Annotated in this window: 20 protein-coding genes; 8 read left to right on the forward strand and 12 right to left on the reverse strand. The window is 67.5% G+C overall.

The features are described from left to right. Positions 1–326: 326 nt before the first annotated feature. Complete coding sequence (locus QRN13_RS09680) at positions 327–1,037, reverse strand: DUF6456 domain-containing protein (RefSeq protein WP_284877757.1); 711 nt, start codon at positions 1,035–1,037, stop codon at positions 327–329. Next, positions 1,034–1,390, reverse strand: a complete 357-nt coding sequence (locus QRN13_RS09685; RefSeq protein ID WP_271042661.1) for a chromosomal replication initiator DnaA — start codon at positions 1,388–1,390, stop codon at positions 1,034–1,036. The genes QRN13_RS09680 and QRN13_RS09685 overlap by 4 nt, the downstream gene beginning before the upstream one ends. A gap of 379 nt (positions 1,391–1,769) precedes the next feature. Between QRN13_RS09685 and ctrA the strand changes: the two genes are divergently transcribed. Further along, entirely contained in the window at positions 1,770–2,471 is a 702-nt protein-coding gene (ctrA, locus tag QRN13_RS09690) for a response regulator transcription factor CtrA (protein WP_017505852.1), read from the forward strand. Positions 2,472–2,534: 63 nt separating this feature from the next. On the opposite strand, the gene QRN13_RS09695 is transcribed toward ctrA, so the two are convergent. From QRN13_RS09695 to QRN13_RS09705, 3 genes are all read right to left on the reverse strand, one after another. Continuing rightward, complete coding sequence (locus QRN13_RS09695; protein ID WP_284877758.1) at positions 2,535–3,914, reverse strand: serine hydrolase; 1,380 nt, start codon at positions 3,912–3,914, stop codon at positions 2,535–2,537. 87 nt (positions 3,915–4,001) lie between these two features. Then, on the reverse strand, positions 4,002–5,312 hold the full coding sequence (locus tag QRN13_RS09700; protein ID WP_284877759.1) for a sensor histidine kinase: 1,311 nt from the start codon (positions 5,310–5,312) through the stop codon (positions 4,002–4,004). Next, positions 5,300–6,016 carry a response regulator gene (locus QRN13_RS09705; protein ID WP_284877760.1) on the reverse strand — a complete coding sequence of 239 codons (717 nt, stop codon included), beginning with the start codon at positions 6,014–6,016 and terminating at the stop codon, positions 5,300–5,302. Before QRN13_RS09705 ends, QRN13_RS09700 begins: the two co-directional genes overlap by 13 nt. Positions 6,017–6,211: 195 nt before the next feature. Here QRN13_RS09705 and QRN13_RS09710 point away from each other — a divergent pair, with 195 nt between their 5' ends. Further along, positions 6,212–6,406: a hypothetical protein gene (locus QRN13_RS09710; protein ID WP_017505846.1), complete on the forward strand. Its 195-nt coding sequence runs from the start codon at positions 6,212–6,214 to the stop codon at positions 6,404–6,406. Between the two features lie 91 nt (positions 6,407–6,497). Continuing rightward, complete coding sequence (locus QRN13_RS09715) at positions 6,498–6,743, forward strand: hypothetical protein (protein ID WP_284877761.1); 246 nt, start codon at positions 6,498–6,500, stop codon at positions 6,741–6,743. Positions 6,744–6,824: 81 nt separating this feature from the next. Here the strand turns inward: QRN13_RS09715 and QRN13_RS09720 are convergent, their stop codons facing one another. The 3 genes from QRN13_RS09720 to fliI are packed head-to-tail and all read right to left on the reverse strand — an operon-like array spanning position 6,825 to position 9,833. Continuing rightward, a complete protein-coding gene (locus QRN13_RS09720; RefSeq protein WP_284877762.1) occupies positions 6,825–8,081 on the reverse strand; it encodes an endo-1,4-beta-xylanase in 1,257 nt (418 codons plus the stop codon). Beyond that, positions 8,071–8,481, reverse strand: coding sequence for a flagellar export protein FliJ (locus QRN13_RS09725; RefSeq protein WP_055803572.1), 411 nt, complete (start codon positions 8,479–8,481; stop codon positions 8,071–8,073). The genes QRN13_RS09720 and QRN13_RS09725 overlap by 11 nt, the downstream gene beginning before the upstream one ends. Positions 8,482–8,489: 8 nt before the next feature. Continuing rightward, positions 8,490–9,833 (reverse strand): flagellar protein export ATPase FliI, encoded by a 1,344-nt coding sequence (gene fliI, locus QRN13_RS09730; protein ID WP_284877763.1) that lies wholly within the window; start codon positions 9,831–9,833, stop codon positions 8,490–8,492. Positions 9,834–10,036: 203 nt separating this feature from the next. Here fliI and QRN13_RS09735 point away from each other — a divergent pair, with 203 nt between their 5' ends. Then, positions 10,037–11,527 (forward strand): methyl-accepting chemotaxis protein, encoded by a 1,491-nt coding sequence (locus tag QRN13_RS09735; RefSeq protein WP_284877764.1) that lies wholly within the window; start codon positions 10,037–10,039, stop codon positions 11,525–11,527. Between the two features lie 38 nt (positions 11,528–11,565). Here QRN13_RS09735 and QRN13_RS09740 read toward each other — a convergent pair whose 3' ends face one another. Continuing rightward, entirely contained in the window at positions 11,566–12,396 is an 831-nt protein-coding gene (locus QRN13_RS09740; RefSeq protein ID WP_284877765.1) for a hypothetical protein, read from the reverse strand. A gap of 65 nt (positions 12,397–12,461) precedes the next feature. Continuing rightward, positions 12,462–13,370: an EamA family transporter gene (locus QRN13_RS09745; RefSeq protein WP_284877766.1), complete on the reverse strand. Its 909-nt coding sequence runs from the start codon at positions 13,368–13,370 to the stop codon at positions 12,462–12,464. An 84-nt stretch (positions 13,371–13,454) separates the two neighbouring features. Here QRN13_RS09745 and QRN13_RS09750 point away from each other — a divergent pair, with 84 nt between their 5' ends. Continuing rightward, positions 13,455–13,937, forward strand: a complete 483-nt coding sequence (locus tag QRN13_RS09750; protein WP_284877767.1) for an Lrp/AsnC family transcriptional regulator — start codon at positions 13,455–13,457, stop codon at positions 13,935–13,937. On the opposite strand, the gene QRN13_RS09755 is transcribed toward QRN13_RS09750, so the two are convergent. Further along, a complete protein-coding gene (locus QRN13_RS09755) occupies positions 13,934–15,223 on the reverse strand; it encodes a sensor histidine kinase (protein WP_284877768.1) in 1,290 nt (429 codons plus the stop codon). The two genes, QRN13_RS09750 and QRN13_RS09755, sit on opposite strands and share 4 nt — an antisense overlap. Before the next feature lie 153 nt (positions 15,224–15,376). Next, a complete protein-coding gene (locus tag QRN13_RS09760) occupies positions 15,377–16,366 on the reverse strand; it encodes an alpha/beta hydrolase family protein (protein ID WP_284877769.1) in 990 nt (329 codons plus the stop codon). Positions 16,367–16,502: 136 nt separating this feature from the next. Here QRN13_RS09760 and QRN13_RS09765 point away from each other — a divergent pair, with 136 nt between their 5' ends. The 3 genes from QRN13_RS09765 (at position 16,503) to QRN13_RS09775 (ending at position 19,611) form a co-directional block, all read left to right on the forward strand. Next, complete coding sequence (locus QRN13_RS09765; RefSeq protein WP_284877770.1) at positions 16,503–17,264, forward strand: LytTR family DNA-binding domain-containing protein; 762 nt, start codon at positions 16,503–16,505, stop codon at positions 17,262–17,264. A gap of 105 nt (positions 17,265–17,369) precedes the next feature. Then, a complete protein-coding gene (gene cysK / locus QRN13_RS09770; RefSeq protein WP_284877771.1) occupies positions 17,370–18,350 on the forward strand; it encodes a cysteine synthase A in 981 nt (326 codons plus the stop codon). A 43-nt stretch (positions 18,351–18,393) separates the two neighbouring features. Then, positions 18,394–19,611 carry a DUF2336 domain-containing protein gene (locus QRN13_RS09775; RefSeq protein WP_284877772.1) on the forward strand — a complete coding sequence of 406 codons (1,218 nt, stop codon included), beginning with the start codon at positions 18,394–18,396 and terminating at the stop codon, positions 19,609–19,611. Positions 19,612–19,739: the final 128 nt, after the last annotated feature.

Below are 19,739 nucleotides of genomic sequence, written 5' to 3' on the forward strand. Positions count from 1 at the left end.
GCGGCGCCGACAGCCGTCCACAAGGCTCAGGCGCGGGTCGAAAGCTTCGCCCGCGCCCACGCCGCCCCTGCGCGAGCCCGCATGGCGCTAGGGCGTAATGGCCCGGCGCTGGCGGTCGTGGCGTCGAGTTGGGAAGAGTTCTGAGAAAAAAGCCGCTTCCGGCCTAGATCAAGCCCTTACCTCCACAATGTGCCGTACATTGAATTAATGCCCTGGGTCAGCGCAGGACTGACCGCAAGCCATAGCCACTGGCCGCTTCCCACCCTTGGCCGACATTCGCCGCGCCCGGGATCGCGCTCAGGAATCTCCAGTGCAAAGTGTGCACTTCATCCAATCCCGTAGTGATCCGCCAACGCCTGAAGCGCCTGTTTCAGGACGGTCTTGCCCTGGCGGCGGCGCAGGCCCAGGCCCGTTTCCGCCAGTTGCAGGCTGTCGCCATGGATGCAGATGCGGGTCAGGATGGGGCGCAGGCGCGGGCCGACGGCGGTCAGGGCCTGTTCGACGCGGCGGGCGGCGGACAGGGCGCGGTCGGTCGGCTCCATCCGCGCGGCGGTTCCTGAGCCGGAGGTCGGCAGGGCGTCCCAGCGCATGGTGAGCGACGCGCCCTTCGTCGCCTGTTCCGCCTCGCGCCGCAGCCGTTCGCCGGCGGCGGCCTCGGCCGGGGTCAACCAGGGGCGGCCGGACGCATCCTTGCGCCGCGCCAGCCAGGCGATGGGGCTTTCGCCCAGATTGGCCCGCGCGCGGACCATGCGGCCGTCCGGCTGCATCAGGTCGCGCTCGCCCGCCACGAAGCCGGGACGGCCGGGGGCGGGGGACGGCGTCGGGTCCGGCTGGGCGCGTCCCGACCAGCCGCCGCCTGGCCGCACGCGCAGGCCGGGCTGGTCGATCAGGGCGCGAAACTCGGTCTCGGTCAGGGTCAGGCTGATGCGGCTGCGGCGATCCGGCGACAGGCGCAAGGCATAGGCCCCGCCCTCGGCCGACAGCCAGGCGCCGGGCTTGGCCATCAGATCGCGCGCGCGTTCCAGAAGCCTGCTCATTGCGGCAGCTCCAGGCGGGGCGACTGATACAGGCCCTGGATGCAGCCTTCGAGATCGTTCATCAGGTCGTCGATGCTGCGCTGTTCGCGCTCGTCCTCGACCCAGCGGCAGGCGGCGCCGACGCTGGCGCGATTGACGCCGAAGACGTGGCCGACCCGTTCCATCGTCCAGCCATAGGCGACGTGCGACAAATACATGGCCAGCCAGCGCGGGCGGGCCGCGCGCGGGTTCATCCGACCCCGACCGGTCATCTGCGACGGATGGGCGCCGGTGCGCGCCGCGATCAGATGAATGGCCAGCCCGGCCTTGACCTGATCCTCCTCGGTGACCGGCACCCTGTAGTCCTCCAGCACGAAACGTCTCCCTCTCACGAACTCTCGACGCCGGCATCATAGGTGGTTGCGACGTCGAGATAGGAATATTATCCTACTATGCGCCAAAATCGGTCGTGGCGGCTTAACCGCCTTGAGGTTGCGGGCAGCACGTCGTGCGTGAGGGAGGTGAGAGGACGGGCGGTATGTCGGCCGAAACACGGGGCGCGGGTCCAACATGGTTAATAAATTTCGAATCGTTGACTCCAGCCTCTCGACGCCGATTCGCAAATCAGCCTAGATTCGCCTCAATTGGATGGCGTTAACCCTTCTTAAGGTTTTCACGTCTTAACTTGCGAACAAGGTTACCCGGCCGTGTGCCAGGGTGGTTACCGCAAAGCTTTTGCCTGGAGGGGCACGTATGCGCGTCCTGTTGATTGAAGACGATCACGCAACCGCCCAAAGCATCGAACTGATGCTGAAGTCGGAAGGCTTCAACGTCTATACGACGGACCTGGGCGAGGAAGGCATCGACCTGGGCAAGATCTATGACTACGACCTCATTCTTCTTGACCTGAACCTGCCGGACATGAGCGGCCTGGAAGTCCTGCGCCAGCTGCGCGTCGGCAAGGTCAACACCCCGGTCATGATCCTGTCGGGCAGCCACGAGATCGAAACCAAGGTCAAGACCTTCGGCGGCGGCGCCGACGACTATATGACCAAGCCCTTCCACAAGGACGAACTGATCGCGCGCACCCACGCCGTGGTCCGCCGCTCCAAGGGTCACGCCCAGGCGATCATCCACACCGGCGAGATCGCCGTGAACCTGGACGCCAAGACGGTCGAGGTGAACGGTCACCGCGTCCACCTGACGGGCAAGGAATACCAGATGCTGGAGCTGCTCTCGCTCCGCAAGGGCACGACCCTGACCAAGGAAATGTTCCTGAACCACCTGTACGGCGGCATGGACGAGCCCGAGCTGAAGATCATCGACGTCTTCATCTGCAAGCTGCGCAAGAAGCTGGCCACCGCCGCCGACGGCAAACACTATATCGAAACCGTCTGGGGACGCGGCTATGTTCTGCGCGACCCGGCCGAGGGCGTCGTCACCGTCGCCGCCTGATCGACCTTCGATCCGCGATTTCGAAACGCCCGCCGGTGACGGCGGGCGTTTTGCGTTGGGACCCTACTGACGCTTGGCCGGCATGTCGCGGCCGCCCTGGTGCAGGACCAGCCCATCGACGGCGCCGTCGGCGTTGCGGGTGAAGGTGATCTGGGCGTCGACGGCGGTCAGGTAGAAGGCGTCCTGGGCCTCCGCCGTCAGTTCGAAGGCGGGCTGGCCGGTGGCCTGGGCCATCAGCTTGCCGTCCACGACCGAGATCGTCAGGGCGAAGGTCGGGGCCAGATTGTAGACCCCCTCATAAGCCTTCAGCACGTCGGGCGAGAGGGCGACGGCGCGGCGTTCGCTGGGCAGGGTCACGGTCCCGCCGCGCGCCAGGGTGACCAAAGCCGCGCCCAGTTTGTCGGGCGCCTCGCCGTTCAGATTGCCCAGGACGATGACGGCGGTCCGATCGCCCGGATCATAGGCCATATAGGTGTTGAAGCCATCGATGGCGCCGTTGTGCCAGACCAGACGCTTGTCGTCGGCTTCGGACACCATCAGCCCCATGGCGTAGCCGTTGCGCACCGGCGTGGTCAGGGCGGTCATCGACTGGGCGTTCAGCAGCCGCCCGCCGAACAGGCCCTGTTCCCACTTCAGCAGGTCGTGGGTGGTCGAATACAGGGCGCCGGCCCCGGTCGGGATGCTCATGTCCACATAGTCGGCGTTGACGACGCCGTCGGCGCCCGGCGCATAGCCCGAGGCGCGGCGGAGCAGGATCACGTCGTGGCGGTCGTAGCCGCTGTCGCTCATGCCCAGCGGCTGGAACAGATTGGTGGTGATGAAGTCGGCATAGGTCTGACCGCTGGCCGCCTCGATGATGGCGCTGAGCAGCACATACCCCGAGTTGGAATAGGCGAACCGGGAGCCCGGCGCGAAGTCCAGCGGCCGGTCGCGGAACCGGGCGATCAGCTGCGGCAGCGTCGCGGGCCGGGTCTTCTGGGCCTCGAAGTCGGAAAAGGCGGTGAAGTTGGGCACGCCCGCCGTATGGCTGAGCAGATGGCGCGGGGTGATCGCGTCCCAGGCGGCCGGAGCGTCGGGCAGCCAGGTCTTGATCGGCGCATCCAGATCCAGCTTGCCCTGCTGGTTCAGCAGCATGACCGCGACGGCGGTGAACTGTTTCGACAGCGAGCCGAGGCGGAACTTCACATCACCGTCGTTAGGGATGTTCCACTCGCGGTTGGCCAGGCCGTAGCCCTGATCCAGAAGGATGCGGCCGTCGCGGGCGACCAGGACGGCGCCGGAAAAGGCGTCGGCGTCACTGGAGGCGCGGATCACCTGGTCCATGCGCGCCGCGTCCTGGGCGGCGGCCGGGCGGCTGGCCAGCGGGCTGAGCGTGAGGGCCAGGGCGCTGGCGGCCAGCAACAGGAGGACCTGACGGCGGCGAGCGAGGAACGAATGAGGCAAGGGGCGGTCTCCTGAACGCGTCACGCTAACGCTTTCAGAGAGAGGCGGCGAGAGCGGCGAACAGATGCAGGCGCCGCGTGCTTTTCGTCAGGCCTCGAACGTTAGCGTCGCCTCCAGCCCGCCGCCGTCGGCGTTGGCGAGCGTCAGATGAGCGCCGGCGCGTTCGGCCATGCGGCGCGCGATGGTCAGGCCCAGGCCGGAGCCGCCGCTGTCGCGCGAACGGGACGGATCGAGGCGGTAGAAGGGCTCGAACAGTTTCTCCAACTGATCCGGCGCCACGCCGGGACCGTGGTCGCGCACGATCAGGCGCACCGTATGGTCGTCGCGCACGGCGCTGACGGCCGCATCGCCGCCGTGGCGGACGGCGTTGTCGATCAGATTGGTCAGGCAGCGGCGCAGGGCCTGGGGCCGGGTCGGCACGACGGCGTTGCAGCCCTGGGTGAAGACGACCGGCTGGCCCGCCTCGGCCGCGTCCTCGCAGATGGCCGATAGAAGCGCGTCCAGATCGACGGGGGTCGCGGCCTCGACGGTCGTCTCGATCCGGGCCAGGTCCAGGCCTTCCCGAACCAGATGCTGCATCCCGGCCAGATCGCTGACGAACTGCGCGCGCAGGGTCTCGTCCTTAATCTTTTCGACGCGCAGCCGCATCCGGGTCAGGGGCGTCTGCAGGTCGTGGGCGACGGCGGCCAGCACGCGGGTGCGATCCTCGATCAGAGCCCTCAGTCGGGTCTGCATGGCGTTCAGGGCGGCGGCGGCCTCGCGGACCTCGCGCGCGCCCTCCTCGACCAGGGGCGGGCGGTCCAGATCGTGGCTGAGGGCGACGGCGCCCTGGGACAGGCGATTCAGCGGACCGGCCGCCAGCCGCGACGCCATCCAACCGGTCAGCAGCACGGCGGCCAGACCCGCAAACAGCAGGGCGGCGGCCTCGCGGCTGAGCGTCCACGGGCGCGGGGCGGGCGGCAGGCTGATCGCCACCGGGACGGGCGCGCCATTGACCGGCCGCAGCACCAGGATGCGGCACCGCAGCCGATCGGCCGCCGCGCCGCACGCCCCGGCCGAGGCCTCGAACGCCTTGACCGAGACGCCGTCCACGCCGCGCCGCTTCAGCGCCTCGGCGACCGCATGGGTCAGCGACGGATCGGGCGCGCCCAGCCTTTGGCCCGCCGCGTCCGGCAGGCCGTCGGTCAGGCCGACGGCGGGATCGTCGCTGGAGCCGGCCAGGTCCACGATCCGTTCGGCGGTGGTGAAGTCATGGGCCTGGGACAGGCGATGGCGATGGTTCAGGCCCAGGGCGGCGAAGGTCACGCCCGCCGCCAGCAGGGCGCCGACCAGCAGCAGCAGGAACAGCCGCGTGGTCTCGGCCTCGGCCCGGCCGTGGCGGGTGCTCACGCGCGCCATGTGACGGGCCCCGCCAGCATATAGCCCAGGCTGCGCACCGTGCGGATCAGGGCCGGGGCCTTGGCGTCGTCGCCCAGCTTCTGGCGCAAGCGGCTGACCCTCAGATCGATGGCGCGGTCGTCAGCGTCGGCGACGGTGGACAGGGCGCGGATCCGCTCGCGCGACAGGGGCTTGCCGCCGTTCCTGACCAGGGCGTGCAGCAGGTCGAAGTCGGCGCCCGACAGCGGAGCCAGCCGTCCGTCCGGCGCCGTCAGCGCCCGCGCGGCGATGTCCAGCGACCAGCCGGAGAAGTCGGCGTGTCGTCCCTCGCTCGTCGTCGCCTCGCCGCCGGTGCGACGCAGGACGGTGCGAATGCGGGCCACCAGCTCGCGCGGCTCGAACGGCTTGGCCATATAGTCGTCCGCGCCCATCTCCAGTCCCACGATCCGGTCGATGGGATCGCCGCGCGCCGTCAGGATGATGACGGGAATCTTGGACGCCGCGCGGATGCCGCGACACAACGACAGGCCGTCCTCGTCCGGCAGGTTCAGGTCCAGCACCACCAGATCGACCGGCCCGGCCTCCAGCGCCGCCTTCATGGCTCGCCCGTCGGCGGCCTTCACCGTGCGAAACCCGTGCTGCTCCAGATGGTCGGACAACAGGTTTCGGATCTCGCGATCGTCGTCGACGACCAGTAGGACAGGGGCGGCGGAGGTCTGGGACATTGGCGTTCGGCGAGCGGGAAGAAGCGCGATCTGTCGTCCTGTCTCATGGCCAAAGCGCGGCGGATACAGTCGGACACAATTCTCTTCGCCGACGATACGCGGCGACACCGACCGGCCCCGAACCGGCCGGACGCGGGTCTGAAACAGTGACTGTCCGACACGAGGCCGGACGCCAAACACACAGAAAGACCCGCCATGAAGTCCTTCCGTTCCACCGCCGCTTTCGGCGCCGCCGCACTGGTGATCCTGACCAGCGGCGCAGCCTTCGCCGGCACGCCTTCGGCCCCGTCGTCGGGCGCTCACGCCCGCCCCGCCGCCTCCGCCCGTGCGCATCATCGGGTCAGCCACGCCCGCACCCACCGCGCCGTGACGCCCGCCAAGAAGAAGTAAGGCCCGACGCCTTGCTGGTCCTGTCGGCGTCCCCGGCCGGCAGGACCCCCGACACTCCTGAGACTTCGACCTTCAAACGAAAGACATCGACATGAAATCCTTCCGCACCGCCGCCGCCGTTTCCGCCGTCGCCTTCGTCGCCCTGACCAGCGGCGCCGCCTTCGCCGGCACGACCCCGGCTCCCTCGACCGCCATGACCGCTCGTCCGGCCGCGACCGCTTCGGTGACGACGCCCGCGCCGTCGGCCCGCGCCCCGCGTGCGCATCGCCGGGGTCATCAAGCCCAGGCCCAGACCTCGGTCCAGGCGCCGGCCGCCGCGACCGCCAAGAAGAAGTAAACCGGCCGCCCCCTCCGGTTCGCACAGGAACGCCCGGCTGTCGCAAGACGGCCGGGCGTCTCCGTATTCAGAGGCCTGTCGTCAGGCCGGGGTCTTGAAGCCTGCCGCGAGGGCGGCCGCCATCGGATTGGGACGGCCGAAGCTGTCGAAGGGCAGGGGCTTGTCCCGGCCGTCGTCCTTGTCGCCCTGGCGATACCAGCTGTCGGTGTCGCGCAGGCCCCAGACGGTGAAGGCGAATTGCTGAGCTTTGGGCAGGGCCGCAAAGGCCGAGGCCAGTTCGGTGACGCGCGCGCCCTGGGCCGCGATCCGGTCGGCCTGGCTGCGGAGGTCCAGCCGGTTTTCGGTGCGCAGGGTGCAGTCCAGCTCCGACACATGGATCGGCAGGCCGAACTGGCTGATCTCGCGCATATAGGCGGCGATGACGCCTTCGGGGATGTCGATCCACAGATGGGATTGCAGGCCCAGGCCCTGCAGCGGACAGCCGGACTTCAGCAGCCGCTCGACCAGTTTCAGGAACTGCGCGCCCTTGGCCGGCACGCTCTCCTGATTGTATTCGTTGAGAAACAGAACGGCGTCAGGATCCGCGGTCCGGGCCTTTTCGAACGCGCGCAGGATATAGCCGTCCTGGCCATATTGCGCCGACCAGTGACAGTCGCGCATCCCCGATCCGTCGTCCAGGATCGGCTCATTGACCACGTCCCAACTGCGGACCTTGCCGCGATAGCGGCCGGCGACCGTGGCGATATAGCCGTCGAAGGCGCGGTCGAAGGCGGCGCCCGACAGGCCGGCGAAGGCCTCCTTGCCTTGCGCGTACCAGATCAGGGTGTGGCCATGCATCGTCATGCCCTCGGCCCGGACGAAGGCGGCGATACGGTCCGACCGGTCGAAGTTGGGCCGGTCCAGGCCGTTCGCCAGGATGTATTCCATCTTCATCTCCCACTCGGGCGTGAGTTGGGAGACGTTGGCGCGGGCCAGCGCGACCCAGTCCGGATCGTCGATCTGGCTGGCCTTGATCGCCGTGCCGAAGGGCGCCGGGGCAATGGACTTCAGCGGAGGAACGTTGGGCGGCGACGGCTCCGCCGAGGCGAAGCGGTCGCAGGCGGCGAGCGCAAGAGGGGCGGCGAGGATAGCGCGGCGACTAAAATCCTCGCCCGAGGAGCGCAGCGGAACGGGGGAGGGGGACCGCGAAGCGGTGGAGGGGGCGACCTCAGACTCGATCTGAAAGCGGCGTGCAAAAACCGAAGACAGGGGTCCGTGCGACTTCCGCCGCCTCCACCACGCTACGCGCGGTCCCCCTCCCCCGCGATGCGAGGGAGGATTTTTGGAGTCAGACCGCACGCTTCCGCAGGCCCAACTCGTCGAAGGCGGCGGTTTCGCGCTTGGCGAGGGCGATCAGTTGGTTGAGCCGGGTGGTTTCGGCGACGTGTTCGAACTTCTTCAGCTCTTCGAAGGCGCCGGTCAGGGCGTCGCGGGCGCCGGCTTCCTCGGCGTCCAGCACCGACAGGTCGCCTTCGGCGGCGGCCTTCCTTGATTTCCAGCCGTTCAGATAGGCGCCCAGCATCATGCCGGCCTCGGCGTCCATGCGGGCGCGGTTGCGTTCGCCCTCGGCCTCGGCGTCCAGCACGGCGATGCGGAGTTCGGCGCCGGCGCGGCGTTCGGCGATCTCGGCCAGGCGCTTCTGCAGCGTCTCGACCTCATAGTTGGAGATGCGGATCAGGGATTGGGCCCAAGCGGTCATCTAAATCATCACTCCCTGATCATGCCTTGGTTCAGGATTGCTTCCAGCCGGGTAAAGGAATCGGAAAGACGCGTCGCATCGTCCTTGTCCTGACCCAAAAAATCTTCGAGGGCCGGGTTCAGCGCGATGGCCCGGTCCACGATGGGGTCGGCGCCGGTGCGGTAGGCGCCGATCTTGATCAGCTCTTCCATATTGGCATAGGCGCTCAGGCACTGGCGGGCGCGCTTGTTCAGCTCGCGCTCGGGCGGTGTCTGGCAGGCGGGCATGGTGCGGCTGACGGACTTCAACACGTCGATGGCGGGGAAGCGCCCACGCTCAGCGATCTTGCGATCCATGACGATGTGGCCGTCCAGAATACCGCGCACGGCGTCGGCGATCGGCTCGTCATGGTCGCCGCCGTCCACCAGCACGGTGAACAGGGCGGTGATGGGCGCCGCCGTCGTGCCGTCGGGGCGGATCGGGCCGGGACCGGCGCGCTCCAGCAGCTTGGGCAGTTCGGTGAAGACGGTGGGGGTGTAGCCCTTGGTGGTCGGGGGCTCGCCAGCGGCCAGCCCGATCTCGCGCTGGGCCATCGCAAAACGGGTGACGCTGTCCATCAGGCACAGCACTTCCAGGTCTTGGTCGCGAAGATATTCGGCGATGGCCATGGTCATATAGGCTGACTGACGGCGCTTCAGGGCCGGTTCGTCCGACGTGGCGACCACGACGACGGCGCGTTTCAGCCCCTCTTCGCCCAGGGTCTCTTCCACGAACTCGCGTACCTCGCGGCCTCGTTCGCCGATAAGGCCGACGACCACGGCGTCGCAGGTCGCTTCCTTGGCCAGCATCGACAGCAGCACCGACTTGCCCACGCCCGAACCGGCGAAGATGCCCAGGCGCTGGCCCCGGCAGGTGGTGGTGAAGACGTCCATGGCCCGCACGCCCAGGTCCAGACGCTCGCCGACCCGGCCGCGCGAATGGGCGGGCGGGGGCGGGGCGCGCAAGGGGTAGGGGGCGGGGCCTTGCGGCAACGGCCCCTTGCCGTCGATGGGCTGGCCGAAGGCGTCGATGATCCGGCCTAGCCAGGCGGTGGTCGGGCGCACGCTGGCGGCCTGGTCGATGATGCGGATTTCGGCGCCGGGGGCCACGCCCTCGACCGGCCCGAAGGGCATCAGCAGGGCCTTGGAATCGCGAAAACCGACCACCTCGGCGGGCAGGGGATCGTGGCCGCGCCGCCCGATCTCGGCCCGAGCGCCGACGGCGAGGCGCGACAGGCCGCCGCGCGACTCGATCAGCAGGCCTGATACGCCCGCGACCTTGCCGGTCACGACCAGCGGATCGATCGCTTCGACGGCGGCGACGAGATTGCGCAAAAATCAGACCCCAGGAACAGGCCTCAACAGATGCGGCAACGTGGTTAACGACCGATGAAGCGCTGCTGGGAGGCGGGGGATAAGACAGCGATTATTGCGTCTCGATTGCAGCTCAAGCGGGCAACGATTTTTCAACTAATTAGAGGGCTAATCTTGCAACCCAGGCGGGCGGGGGCCGGCCGATAGCGAAGAGGTTGCAACCTATGTTCGCGCGTAAACCGAAGTCGTCGGACATGCAGGATCGGCTGGTCGATCTGGACGGCAAGATGGCCGCCATCGGTCGGTCGCAGGCGGTGATCGAGTTCAACCTGGACGGCACCATTATCGACGCCAACCAGAACCTTCTGACCACGATGGGCTATAGTCTGGACGAGATCCGGGGCGCCCACCACAGGACCTTCATGGACCCGGCCGAGGCGGCTTCGCCCGACTACGCCGCCTTTTGGCGCGAGCTGAACGCGGGACAGTTCCTGGCGCGCAAGTTCCGCCGCCTGGCCAAGGGCGGCCGCGAGGTCTGGCTGCAGGCCTCCTACAATCCGGTGTTCGGCCCAGACGGGCGGCCGGCCAAGGTCATCAAACTGGCCATCGACATCACCGCCGACGAGCAGGAGGCCGCGCGCCGCGAGGCCGAACGGGTCGAGGCGGAAAGCGCCCAGACCCTGCTGGTCGACGCCCTGGCGGGGGTGCTGAACAAGCTGTCGGCCGGCGACCTGACTGCGCGGATCGATGCGCCGGTGAAGGGCGACCATGTGCGGGTGCGCGACGATTATAATGCTGCGGTCGAAAGCCTGCGCCAGACGATGGGCCAGGCGCTTCGGGCCGTGTCGGGTCTGAGGGGCGGGGTGGGCGAAATCTCCAGCGCGTCCGACGACCTGTCGCGCCGCACCGAACAGCAGGCCGCCAGTCTGGAAGAAACAGCGGCGGCGCTGGACCAGATCACCGCCACGGTTAAACGCAGCGCGGACGGCGCCAAACAGGCCTCGGCTGCGGCCCTAGGCGCGCGCGCCGAGGCGGATCGGTCGGGCGAGGTCGTGCGCCAGGCGATCGCGGCAATGGACGGCATCAAGCGCAGCTCGACCCAGATCAGCGACATCATCGGCGTGATCGACGAGATCGCGTTCCAGACCAATCTGTTGGCCCTGAACGCCGGGGTCGAGGCGGCGCGGGCGGGCGAAGCCGGCCGCGGCTTCGCCGTCGTCGCCTCCGAAGTGCGGGCGCTGGCGCAGCGTTCGGCGGAAGCCGCCAAGGAGATCAAGACCCTGATCACCACCTCCGGCCAGGAGGTGGCGCAAGGGGTCAAGTTGGTCGACGAGACCGGTGCCGCCCTGTCGGCGATTGCGGTCAAGGTGGCGGAGATGGACGCCCTGGTCAGCGAGATCGCCGCCTCGGCTCAGGAACAGGCGACAGGGCTGAGCCAGGTCAATACGGCCGTCAACCAGATGGACCAGGTCACCCAGCAGAACGCGGCCATGGTCGAACAGACGACCGCCGCCGCCATGAGCCTGAAGTCCGAAACAGAACAGCTGGCCCTGCTGGTCGAACGGTTCGAGACGGGCGAGGCGCCCGCTCAGGCCCGCGTCCATGACCTGTCGCAAGCCGCCGCCCCCGTCCCCCTGGCCCGCGAACGCGCCCGGATCCGGGCCTTCGCCAGCGGCGGCGCGGCCGCGCAGACATCCGGTTGGGAGGAGTTCTGACCACCCCGCCTCCGAACTGGGAAGAATTCTGAGACGGGCTAGCGGCGGTTGAGGCCGAGGCTGTCCAGACGGTGAAAGAGGTTGCGAACCGACTCGGATAGCTTCGGATCGGTATCCTGGTTCTGACATAAACCGAAGGCGCGCCGCGCGTTCTGGTTTGCCTTTTCGAGATATCGATCATCTCGACGTTTGGATCGATGCTCGAAGATGTCAGCGTTGAGGGCAGCTGTCTGGATTTCCAATCTGATCCGTTGATTAAGGCTGATAGCCGGGCTGCGCCCCATGAAGTCTTCGATCAGGGTCAAAGCCGCCCGGTGCTCGCGCGATTCTCGCAGGAAGCGTGCAAGATGGATCACGATGTCGGCGGGCGGAGCCGACAGAGGCTGAACGGCTTTCCACCAATCGGCGGCGATACGGGCGCCCAGCCGCCATTGGCGATTGGCTTTCAGAAGCTGGGCCTGCGCCATTCTGTCGTCGGCGTCTGGAAGGTGGCCTTCTTGCCAATCCCTGACTACGGCCAGTACGCGTGGAGCGTCCAAGGGCGTGGATAGCTCGCCGTTTAAATAGGGCTGAAGTTCAGCCATCTGCATTTCCAACGGATATCTGGCCTGAAGGACGGCGACCGCCAAAGGAGCGGCGCGGCCAGTTGTGATCACGGCGCCTCCGGTCAAAACACGCGCAGAGACCGGTTTTCTTGCGCCGCTTTCCGGCTGGATAAGGACCAGAGTCTCTGCAGATGCCGAGGCGATTTCCCAAGCTGTCTCGTTGGCTCCATCGTCGAAGAGGGCGCCGATCATAAGAGCAGGATCGGATTTATCTTGTCTCAACCAGCGCGCGATTTCCGGCCCGGCGATTTTGAATTCGTCCATGAGCATCCATCGCTTTTGAGGCGAAAGCATTCAAGCGCAATCTCACGTAGATTTTTTGCGTGATCTCAGGGCGCGCTCGGCTCCAGCTCGATCTTCGTTTCCCGCGTCGTCGCGATGGCGCCGACCGACGCGGCGACGATGGCGGCGATGGCGAGCCACTGCTGGCCGGTCAGATGCTCGTGCAGGATCAGAAGCCCGGCCAGGGCGCCGACCGCCGGCTCGGCGCTGAGCACCACGCCGAAGGTGCGTTTGGGGATGCTGCGCAAAGCGACCATTTCCAGCGAATACGGCAGGGCGCTGGAGAAGATCGCCACCGCCACGCCCGCCAGGATGATGGCGGGGTTCAGCAGGGCGGCGCCCGCATGGGCCACGCCGAACGGCACGACGACCATGGCGGCGACGCTCATGCCCAGCGCCACCGATTGACCGGCGTGCAGGTGCGACAGCCGCTTGCCGAAGACGATGTACAGCGCCCAGCACAGGCCGGCGAAGGCCGCCAGCGCCATGCCGACAGGGTCCAGCGCGCCGGCCCCCGCCTTGATCGGCAGCAGCAGGCCCAGCCCCACGACCGCCAGACCAATGCAGGCGAAATGGATGGGTTTGCGCGAATGGATCAGGGCCAGGGTCAGGGGCCCCATGAACTCGATGGCGATGGCCAGACCCAGCGGAATGGTGCGCAGGGCCATGTAAAAGCTGAGGTTCATCGCCCCCAGCACGACGCCGTAAAGCGCAATGGCGCCCAGGTCCGCGCGTGTCAGGCGGAACCGCCAGGGCCGGAACACGGCGACCAGCAGAACGGCCGAAATCCCGACGCGATAGGCCGAGGTCCCCTCCGCCCCGATGACCGGAAACAGGGTCTTGGCGAAGGAGGTGCCGCACGCCAGCGTCACCATGCCCGCAAACAGCGCCAGATAGGGGATCAAGCGCGCCGCCAGCGGCGAGTTCAGATGGGTTTTCAGGGCCAGCGACGTCATGGCGTAAAGCTAGCGTAACGCCGCTTGCGCTTCCCGGCGAGTTTCCGCTTGAATGCGACGGAAATCGTCAATGGAGACCCTGTAATGACGAATTTCGTCACGCTCGACGATTTCGACCATAAGCTGCTGATGCGGGTCCGGCGCAACAATCTGGAGCCGGCGCGGGTGACGGCCGAGGCGGTGGGCCTATCGGAATCCGCCGTCCTGCGCCGCTTGCGTCGCCTGCGGGCCGAGGGCGTCATTGCCGCCGACGTCGCCGTCATTGATCCCGCCCGGGTCGAGCCGCGCATCGTCCTGCATGTCCAGGTCGAGATGAACACCCAGGATCGTAAGGTCATGGACGCCTTCCAGCGCGCCATGAAGGCCAGCCCGGAGGTGCAAGGCGCTTGGGACGTGACGGGCGAAACCGACTATTTGCTGACCGTCGCCGTCCGCTCCATGCAGGACTATGAAGCCTTCGGCATCCGCGAACTGGTCCCCGAAAAGGGCGTGCGCGGCTTCAAGAGCATGATCGTCATCCGCGAGGTCGTCGGCTTCGATCCGGGGCGCGCGGTGCTGGAGCGCTAGGTCGCCGGGGCCTCGACCACCAGGATCGCGCCGACGCCTTGGGTTCGGTTCTCGATCGTGCCGCCGATCTGGCGGACCAGGCTGTCGATCACGCGCATGCCCAGGCTGCGGTCGCTGCGGGCGGCGATTAGGTCGAAGCCCTTGCCCTGATCCGCGACCGTGACGGTCAGGCGTCCGTCGGCGATGCGGCCTGTGACCGCAACGACGCCGCCCTCGGGGCCATAGGCGTATTTGATGGCGTTGGTGACCAGCTCGTTCACGATCAGACCGAGCGGGATGGCGATGTCGGCGCCCAGCGGAGCATCGGACGCCTCGCAGGTGACGACATGGCGGTCGCTGCCGGCGTCGATGGCCTCGCACAGCTGGCACAGGAAGTCGGACAGGATCACGGTCTGGACGTCGGCGCCGCGCCACAGCTGATCATGGACTTCGCTGATGGCCTGGATGCGCGATCCGGCCGTGGCCAGAGCGGCGCGCACCTCGTCGGAGGCCGCGCCGCGCGCCTGCATCGACAGCAGGCTGGAGACTAGAGATAGGCTGTTCTTGACCCGGTGGCTGACCTCTCGCGTCAGAAGGGCCTGATGTTCGATGGCGGCCAGAAGCCGCTGCTCGGTCTGCTGGCGGGCGATGGCGGCGCCGACGACGGCGGCGAAGGCGTCCAGGAACAGGGCGTCGCGGGCGTCGAACTGGCCCTCTTCGGGGCTATCGACCTCCAGCACGCCCCAGGGTTCGCCGTCCAGTTCGGGCCGGATCAGGACATTGATGGCGCGCCGCACGCCGTGGTCGGCCAGAAGCTTGGGGGTATGGAAGCGCTGTTCGTTCTCCAGATGGTTGGAGATCAGCGGCTTTCCGGTCTGGAAGGCGTAGCCGGCCGGCGAATCCAGCTCGACGCCTAGCGAGGCGTGACCCTCGACCTCGCCGCTCCAGCCCACGCCGGCGACCAGGACCAGCCGGTCACGGCTTTCGTTGTGGATCAGCACCTTGGACAGGGGCGTCTCCAGGCCGTCGGCGCAGACCACGCAGGCGGCGTCGAGCAGGGCCTGACGATCGCGTTCGCGCAGGGCCACCTCGCCGAAACGCGCCAGCAGCGACTGCTGCTTCAGGCGATAGCGCAACTCGTCGGCGATGGTACGGGTCTCGGGCGTCGGCGCATCCTCGACCTTGGGCGCGACGGGATCGTCCATCTGGATCTGGGTCTGGGAGGCCGTGTCGGCCCACACCTCGGCGACCAGTTCGGCGATCTCCGGGGTCAGGCCGGGGTCGGAGGGCGGACGGGTGTGGGGCAAGGACGGAAATCTCGGTTCGCGCGACGGCGACATATAGGCTGACATAGCCGCTCTGAAAGGTTTGCGCAGAAATCATCGCGCGTCACACCTTGCGTGGGGCGGCAAGAGCCATGGTCATCCGTATCGGTTTCGCCTAGGCCGGTCCCCGCGGCGCTACAGCGTTCGCTGGAAGAAGCGGACGATCTCGCGATTGAGGTCCCTGTGAAAATCGGCGCGGTCGAAGTGTGGCGTCGGCGTGCAGATCTGCGGCGCCTCGGCCGCCAGGGCCGGCGAGCAGGGCGGCAGGAAGTCGTAATGACCTGCGCCTTCGACGCGGTGGTACTCGGGCGCGGCGCCCAGCCGATCGCGGATCGGCTCTACATTATAGGGCGCGGGCAGAATGTCGTCGGCGCCCGCCTGCCACAGCTGAACCGGAATGCGCACGGCGGCGAGGCTGTCGGACGTGAAGGAGAAACCCAGGGCCGGGGCGGCGATGACGGCCGACTTGATCCGGTCGTCCTTCGCACGCGGACGCCAGGTCGACAGGTCGATCCCCATCGCGTCCAGCAGGCGGCAGGCGAAGAAACCGGGATGGGCCTGGCAATGGTCTCCGATGGCCGCCGCGTCCGAGACCCCGCCAATGGCTGAGGTGACCGTGAAGCCGCCCGCCGAGAAGCCAAAGGCGCCGATGCGGTTCGGATCGATGGCGACGCCGCCCGGCCGCGAGCGCCAGTCGCCGGTCATATAGTCGATCAGGCGGCTGAGCTGGGGCGCGCGATTGGTCAGTTGGGTGGAGCGGCTCATGTCGCGATAGTTGTCGCCGGGATGGGTCAGGGCGGCGACCACGAAGCCGACGTCGGCCAGGGCTCTGGCGGTGTCGGCATGGCTGCGCAAGCCGCCGCCGTTGCCGTGCGAGATAACGATCAGGGGCGCCGGCCGGCCATCGGCGCGGCGGCTCGGCAGCCAGACCCCGGCCTCCACCGCGCCATCCGGTCCGCCGGGAAAGGTGAAGACCTGGTCGGGCGCCTGCGGATCGGTCTGGGCGCGCGCCGGGCCTTGGGCTTGTGACGCCGTCGCCTGCACGGGGGATGCGGCGCCGGCCAGAAGCATCAGGGCCAGGCTGAGGCCGGCGGTCAGGTTTTGGGGCGGTGAGCGATGGGGCATGTCGGTTTCCGTTGGTCGAGATGACCCGCTGTTCGGGGCAAGACGGAGCGAGCGCCAGCCGCATTTCGCCAATGGGCGAACGGGTGCGTGGACGGGCGAAGGGTTCGACGATAGTGGGCTGACGAGGGGAGGGACGATGACGCAGAACGCCGCTGACAGACTGAATACGCCGCGCGCCTGGGCCGTCGATCTGGCGGCCTGCGCCGTGACGGGGGTGGTGTTGGGCGCGGTCGGTCCCTTCGGCAGCTTCTTCAACGACGGGCTGGCGGTGCGGATCGGCTATTGGACGGCGGTTCTGGTGATCAGCGGCGCGGTGTTCGGGGCTGCGATCCGCTGGGCCTGGCCCAGGATGCGCCGCAGACGCGTGTCCATGCAGTTCTGGCTGCCCATGCTGATCGTCGTCGCCAGCGGGCCGACCGCCGTAATCAGCCGGATCATCGCCGTGGTCCTGTGGCCCGGCATTCGCCAACGTGTCGGCTGGGTCGAATGGTATGGGCAGGCCCTGCTGATCGGGGCTGTCTATGTAGCGCTCTACGCCCTGTTACGGATGCGGACGTCCGCTGCGGCGACGCGAGCGGTTGAAGGCGATCCGGGCTTCGCGCGCACCCTGCCCACGGGGTTGGGGCGCGACCTGATCTGCCTGCAAATGGAGGATCATTATGTGCGCGTGCACACGACGCGGGGGTCGCAGCTTGTTCTGATGTCGCTGTCGCAGGCCGTCTCGGCGTTGAAGGGCGTCGAGGGACTTCAGACCCATCGCTCGTGGTGGGTGGCGCGCGCGGCCATCGTCGGGGTCGTCGAGGACGGCCGTAACCTGCGCCTGGCCCTGACCGGTGGTCTGACGGCGCCGGTGTCGCGCGCGCGGGTGGCCAATCTGCGGGCCGCCGGCTGGCTTTAGGTCAAGGGTTCTGACGGTCGTTCGCAGAAATCATCGCGCGTCACCCCTTGCGTGGGCCGGCAAGGCCTTATCTGTTGTGCGCCAGCATTCGAGGAGACCTTTTCCATGACCGACTTCAGCTATGATGCGTCCCGCCACCTGAAGAAGGGCCGGGGCAAGGTCTATGACTCGATCGTCGACACCATCGGCGACACCCCGATCGTGCGTCTGCCGCGTCTGTCGGCGGAATACGATACGAAGGCGACGGTGCTGGCCAAGCTGGAGTTCTTCAACCCGATCGCCTCGGTCAAGGACCGGATCGGCGTGGCCATGGTCGAGGCGCTGCAGGAGGCGGGCAAGATCAATCAGGACACGGTGCTGATCGAGCCGACCAGCGGCAACACCGGCATCGCCCTGGCCTTCGTGGCGGCGGCCAAGGGGTTGAAGCTGACGTTGTGCATGCCCGAAAGCATGTCGATCGAGCGACGCAAGATGCTGGCGCTGCTGGGCGCGCGGCTGGAGCTGACGCCGGCCGAAAAGGGGATGAAGGGCGCGATCGCGCGGGCGCAGGAACTTTTGGAGACCACGCCGAACTCCATCAGTCCGTCGCAGTTCGAGAACCTGGCCAACCCGGCCATTCACCGCGTCACGACGGCCGAGGAAATCTGGAACGACACGGCCGGGGCGGTGGACATCGTCGTCGCCGGCGTCGGCACCGGCGGCACCATCTCGGGCGTGGGCCAGGCGCTGAAGGCAAAGAAGGCGTCGGTGCAGTTCATCGCCGTCGAGCCCGAGGCCTCTCCGGTGCTGTCCGGCGGCACGCCCGGCCCGCACAAGATCCAGGGCATCGGCGCCGGATTCGTGCCCGCCATCTATGATCCGTCGGTGGTCGATGGGGTCGAACAGGTGTCCAATGACGACAGTTTCGACATGGCCAGAAAGGCCGCGCGGGTCGAGGGCATCCCCGTCGGCATCAGCTCGGGCGCGGCCCTGACCGCCGCCTTCCGCATCGCCGCGCGCGAGGAGAATGCGGGCAAGACCATCGTGGTAATCATCCCGTCCTTCGCAGAACGCTATCTTTCGACCGCGCTTTTCGAAGGGCTTTGATCCGGCTCACGCCCGGTTAACCGCTCGCTTCTAAGGTGGGGGGATGGGCGATCTGGCAGCCATGATCGGGGAAGAGGTGACGCCGCCGCCGCTGCGTGCGCGCCGGGCGCTGCTGAAGCGTCTGGCCGACGTCGTGTCCCTGCCCGCCAGCCGCATCAACGCCTTCGAGCGGGCGGTGACGGGCGACCTGCTGGTCGAGATGCTGCGGCTGGCCTCGCACGATGAGCGCAAACGCGTGGCGGCGCGTCTGGCGCCGCTGGCCGAACTGCCCAACAGCGTGGCGCGCATCCTGTTGCGCGACGATCCGGACATCGCCGGCCTGCTGATCGAACAATGCGCTTCGCTGAGCGATGCGGAGATCGTCGGCTGTGCGCGCGACGCCAGTTTCGAACACCGGATGCTGCTGGCCGTGCGTCGGGGCCTGTCGGAGATCGTGACCGAGACCCTGTTCTCCTTCGGCGAGATGGAGGTGATTGAGGCGGTGCTGCGCAACACGACCGCGCGCCTGTCTCAACTAGGCATCGAGACGGTGGTGGGCCTTAGCCGCCAGTCGCCGGGCTTGTGCAGCCCCTTGCTGAAGCGGCCCGAGCTGAGGCCGTCGGGCGCCTATGTCATGTTCTGGTGGTGCGCGCCCGAGGATCGCCGCACCATTCTGCAACGGTTCGCCGTGTCGCGCGAAGTCATGCAGGAGGCGTCCGAGGACGTCTTCGCCATCGCCAATGACGAAAGCTGGTCCGATCCTGTCGCGCGCAAGGCGCTTCAGTTTATCGAGCGCCGCCAGCGCAATCGCGCGGCCATCGAAAAGAGCCCGTTCGACAACCTGGAACACGCCGTCATGGTCGCCGCCAACGATGGCCTGACACGCGAGACGGCGTCCGAGATCGCCTTCCTGGCGGGGATCAAACCGCTGACGGGGGCCAAGCTGCTGGGCGATCCTGGCGGCGAGCCGCTGGCGATCCTGTGCAAGGCGACGGGGATGTCGCGCGTTGATCTGACCAATCTGTGGCGCTCGATGCGGCGGCCCGAGACGACGGCGGACGGCAAGATCCATCCCGACTGGGAGCGTGTGCAGATCACCTATGAAATGCTGGCCGTCGATCGCGCCCAGACCGTGCTGCGTTACTGGAACTGGTCTTTGTCCTCGGCCTTGACGCCCACGCTGTTGCGCGCCATTCGCGACGGTGAGGATGACGCCGTCGATGAATATTCGGCGCCGGAGCGGGCGGCGATGATGGTGCTGGCCGAAGACTTCGGTCGATAGGTCTGATCACTAATGTCGAATGCATAGACGTGCATATCACACCGCTTATACGCGTGTTTGCTTTCGCGGCGAAACAACCCTATGACGCTATTGGGGTCGTTCGGTTGGAGAATCAGCCGAACTCAATA

This window comes from Brevundimonas sp. MEB006b, assembly GCF_030209705.1.
Taxonomy (GTDB): Bacteria; Pseudomonadota; Alphaproteobacteria; order Caulobacterales; family Caulobacteraceae; genus Brevundimonas.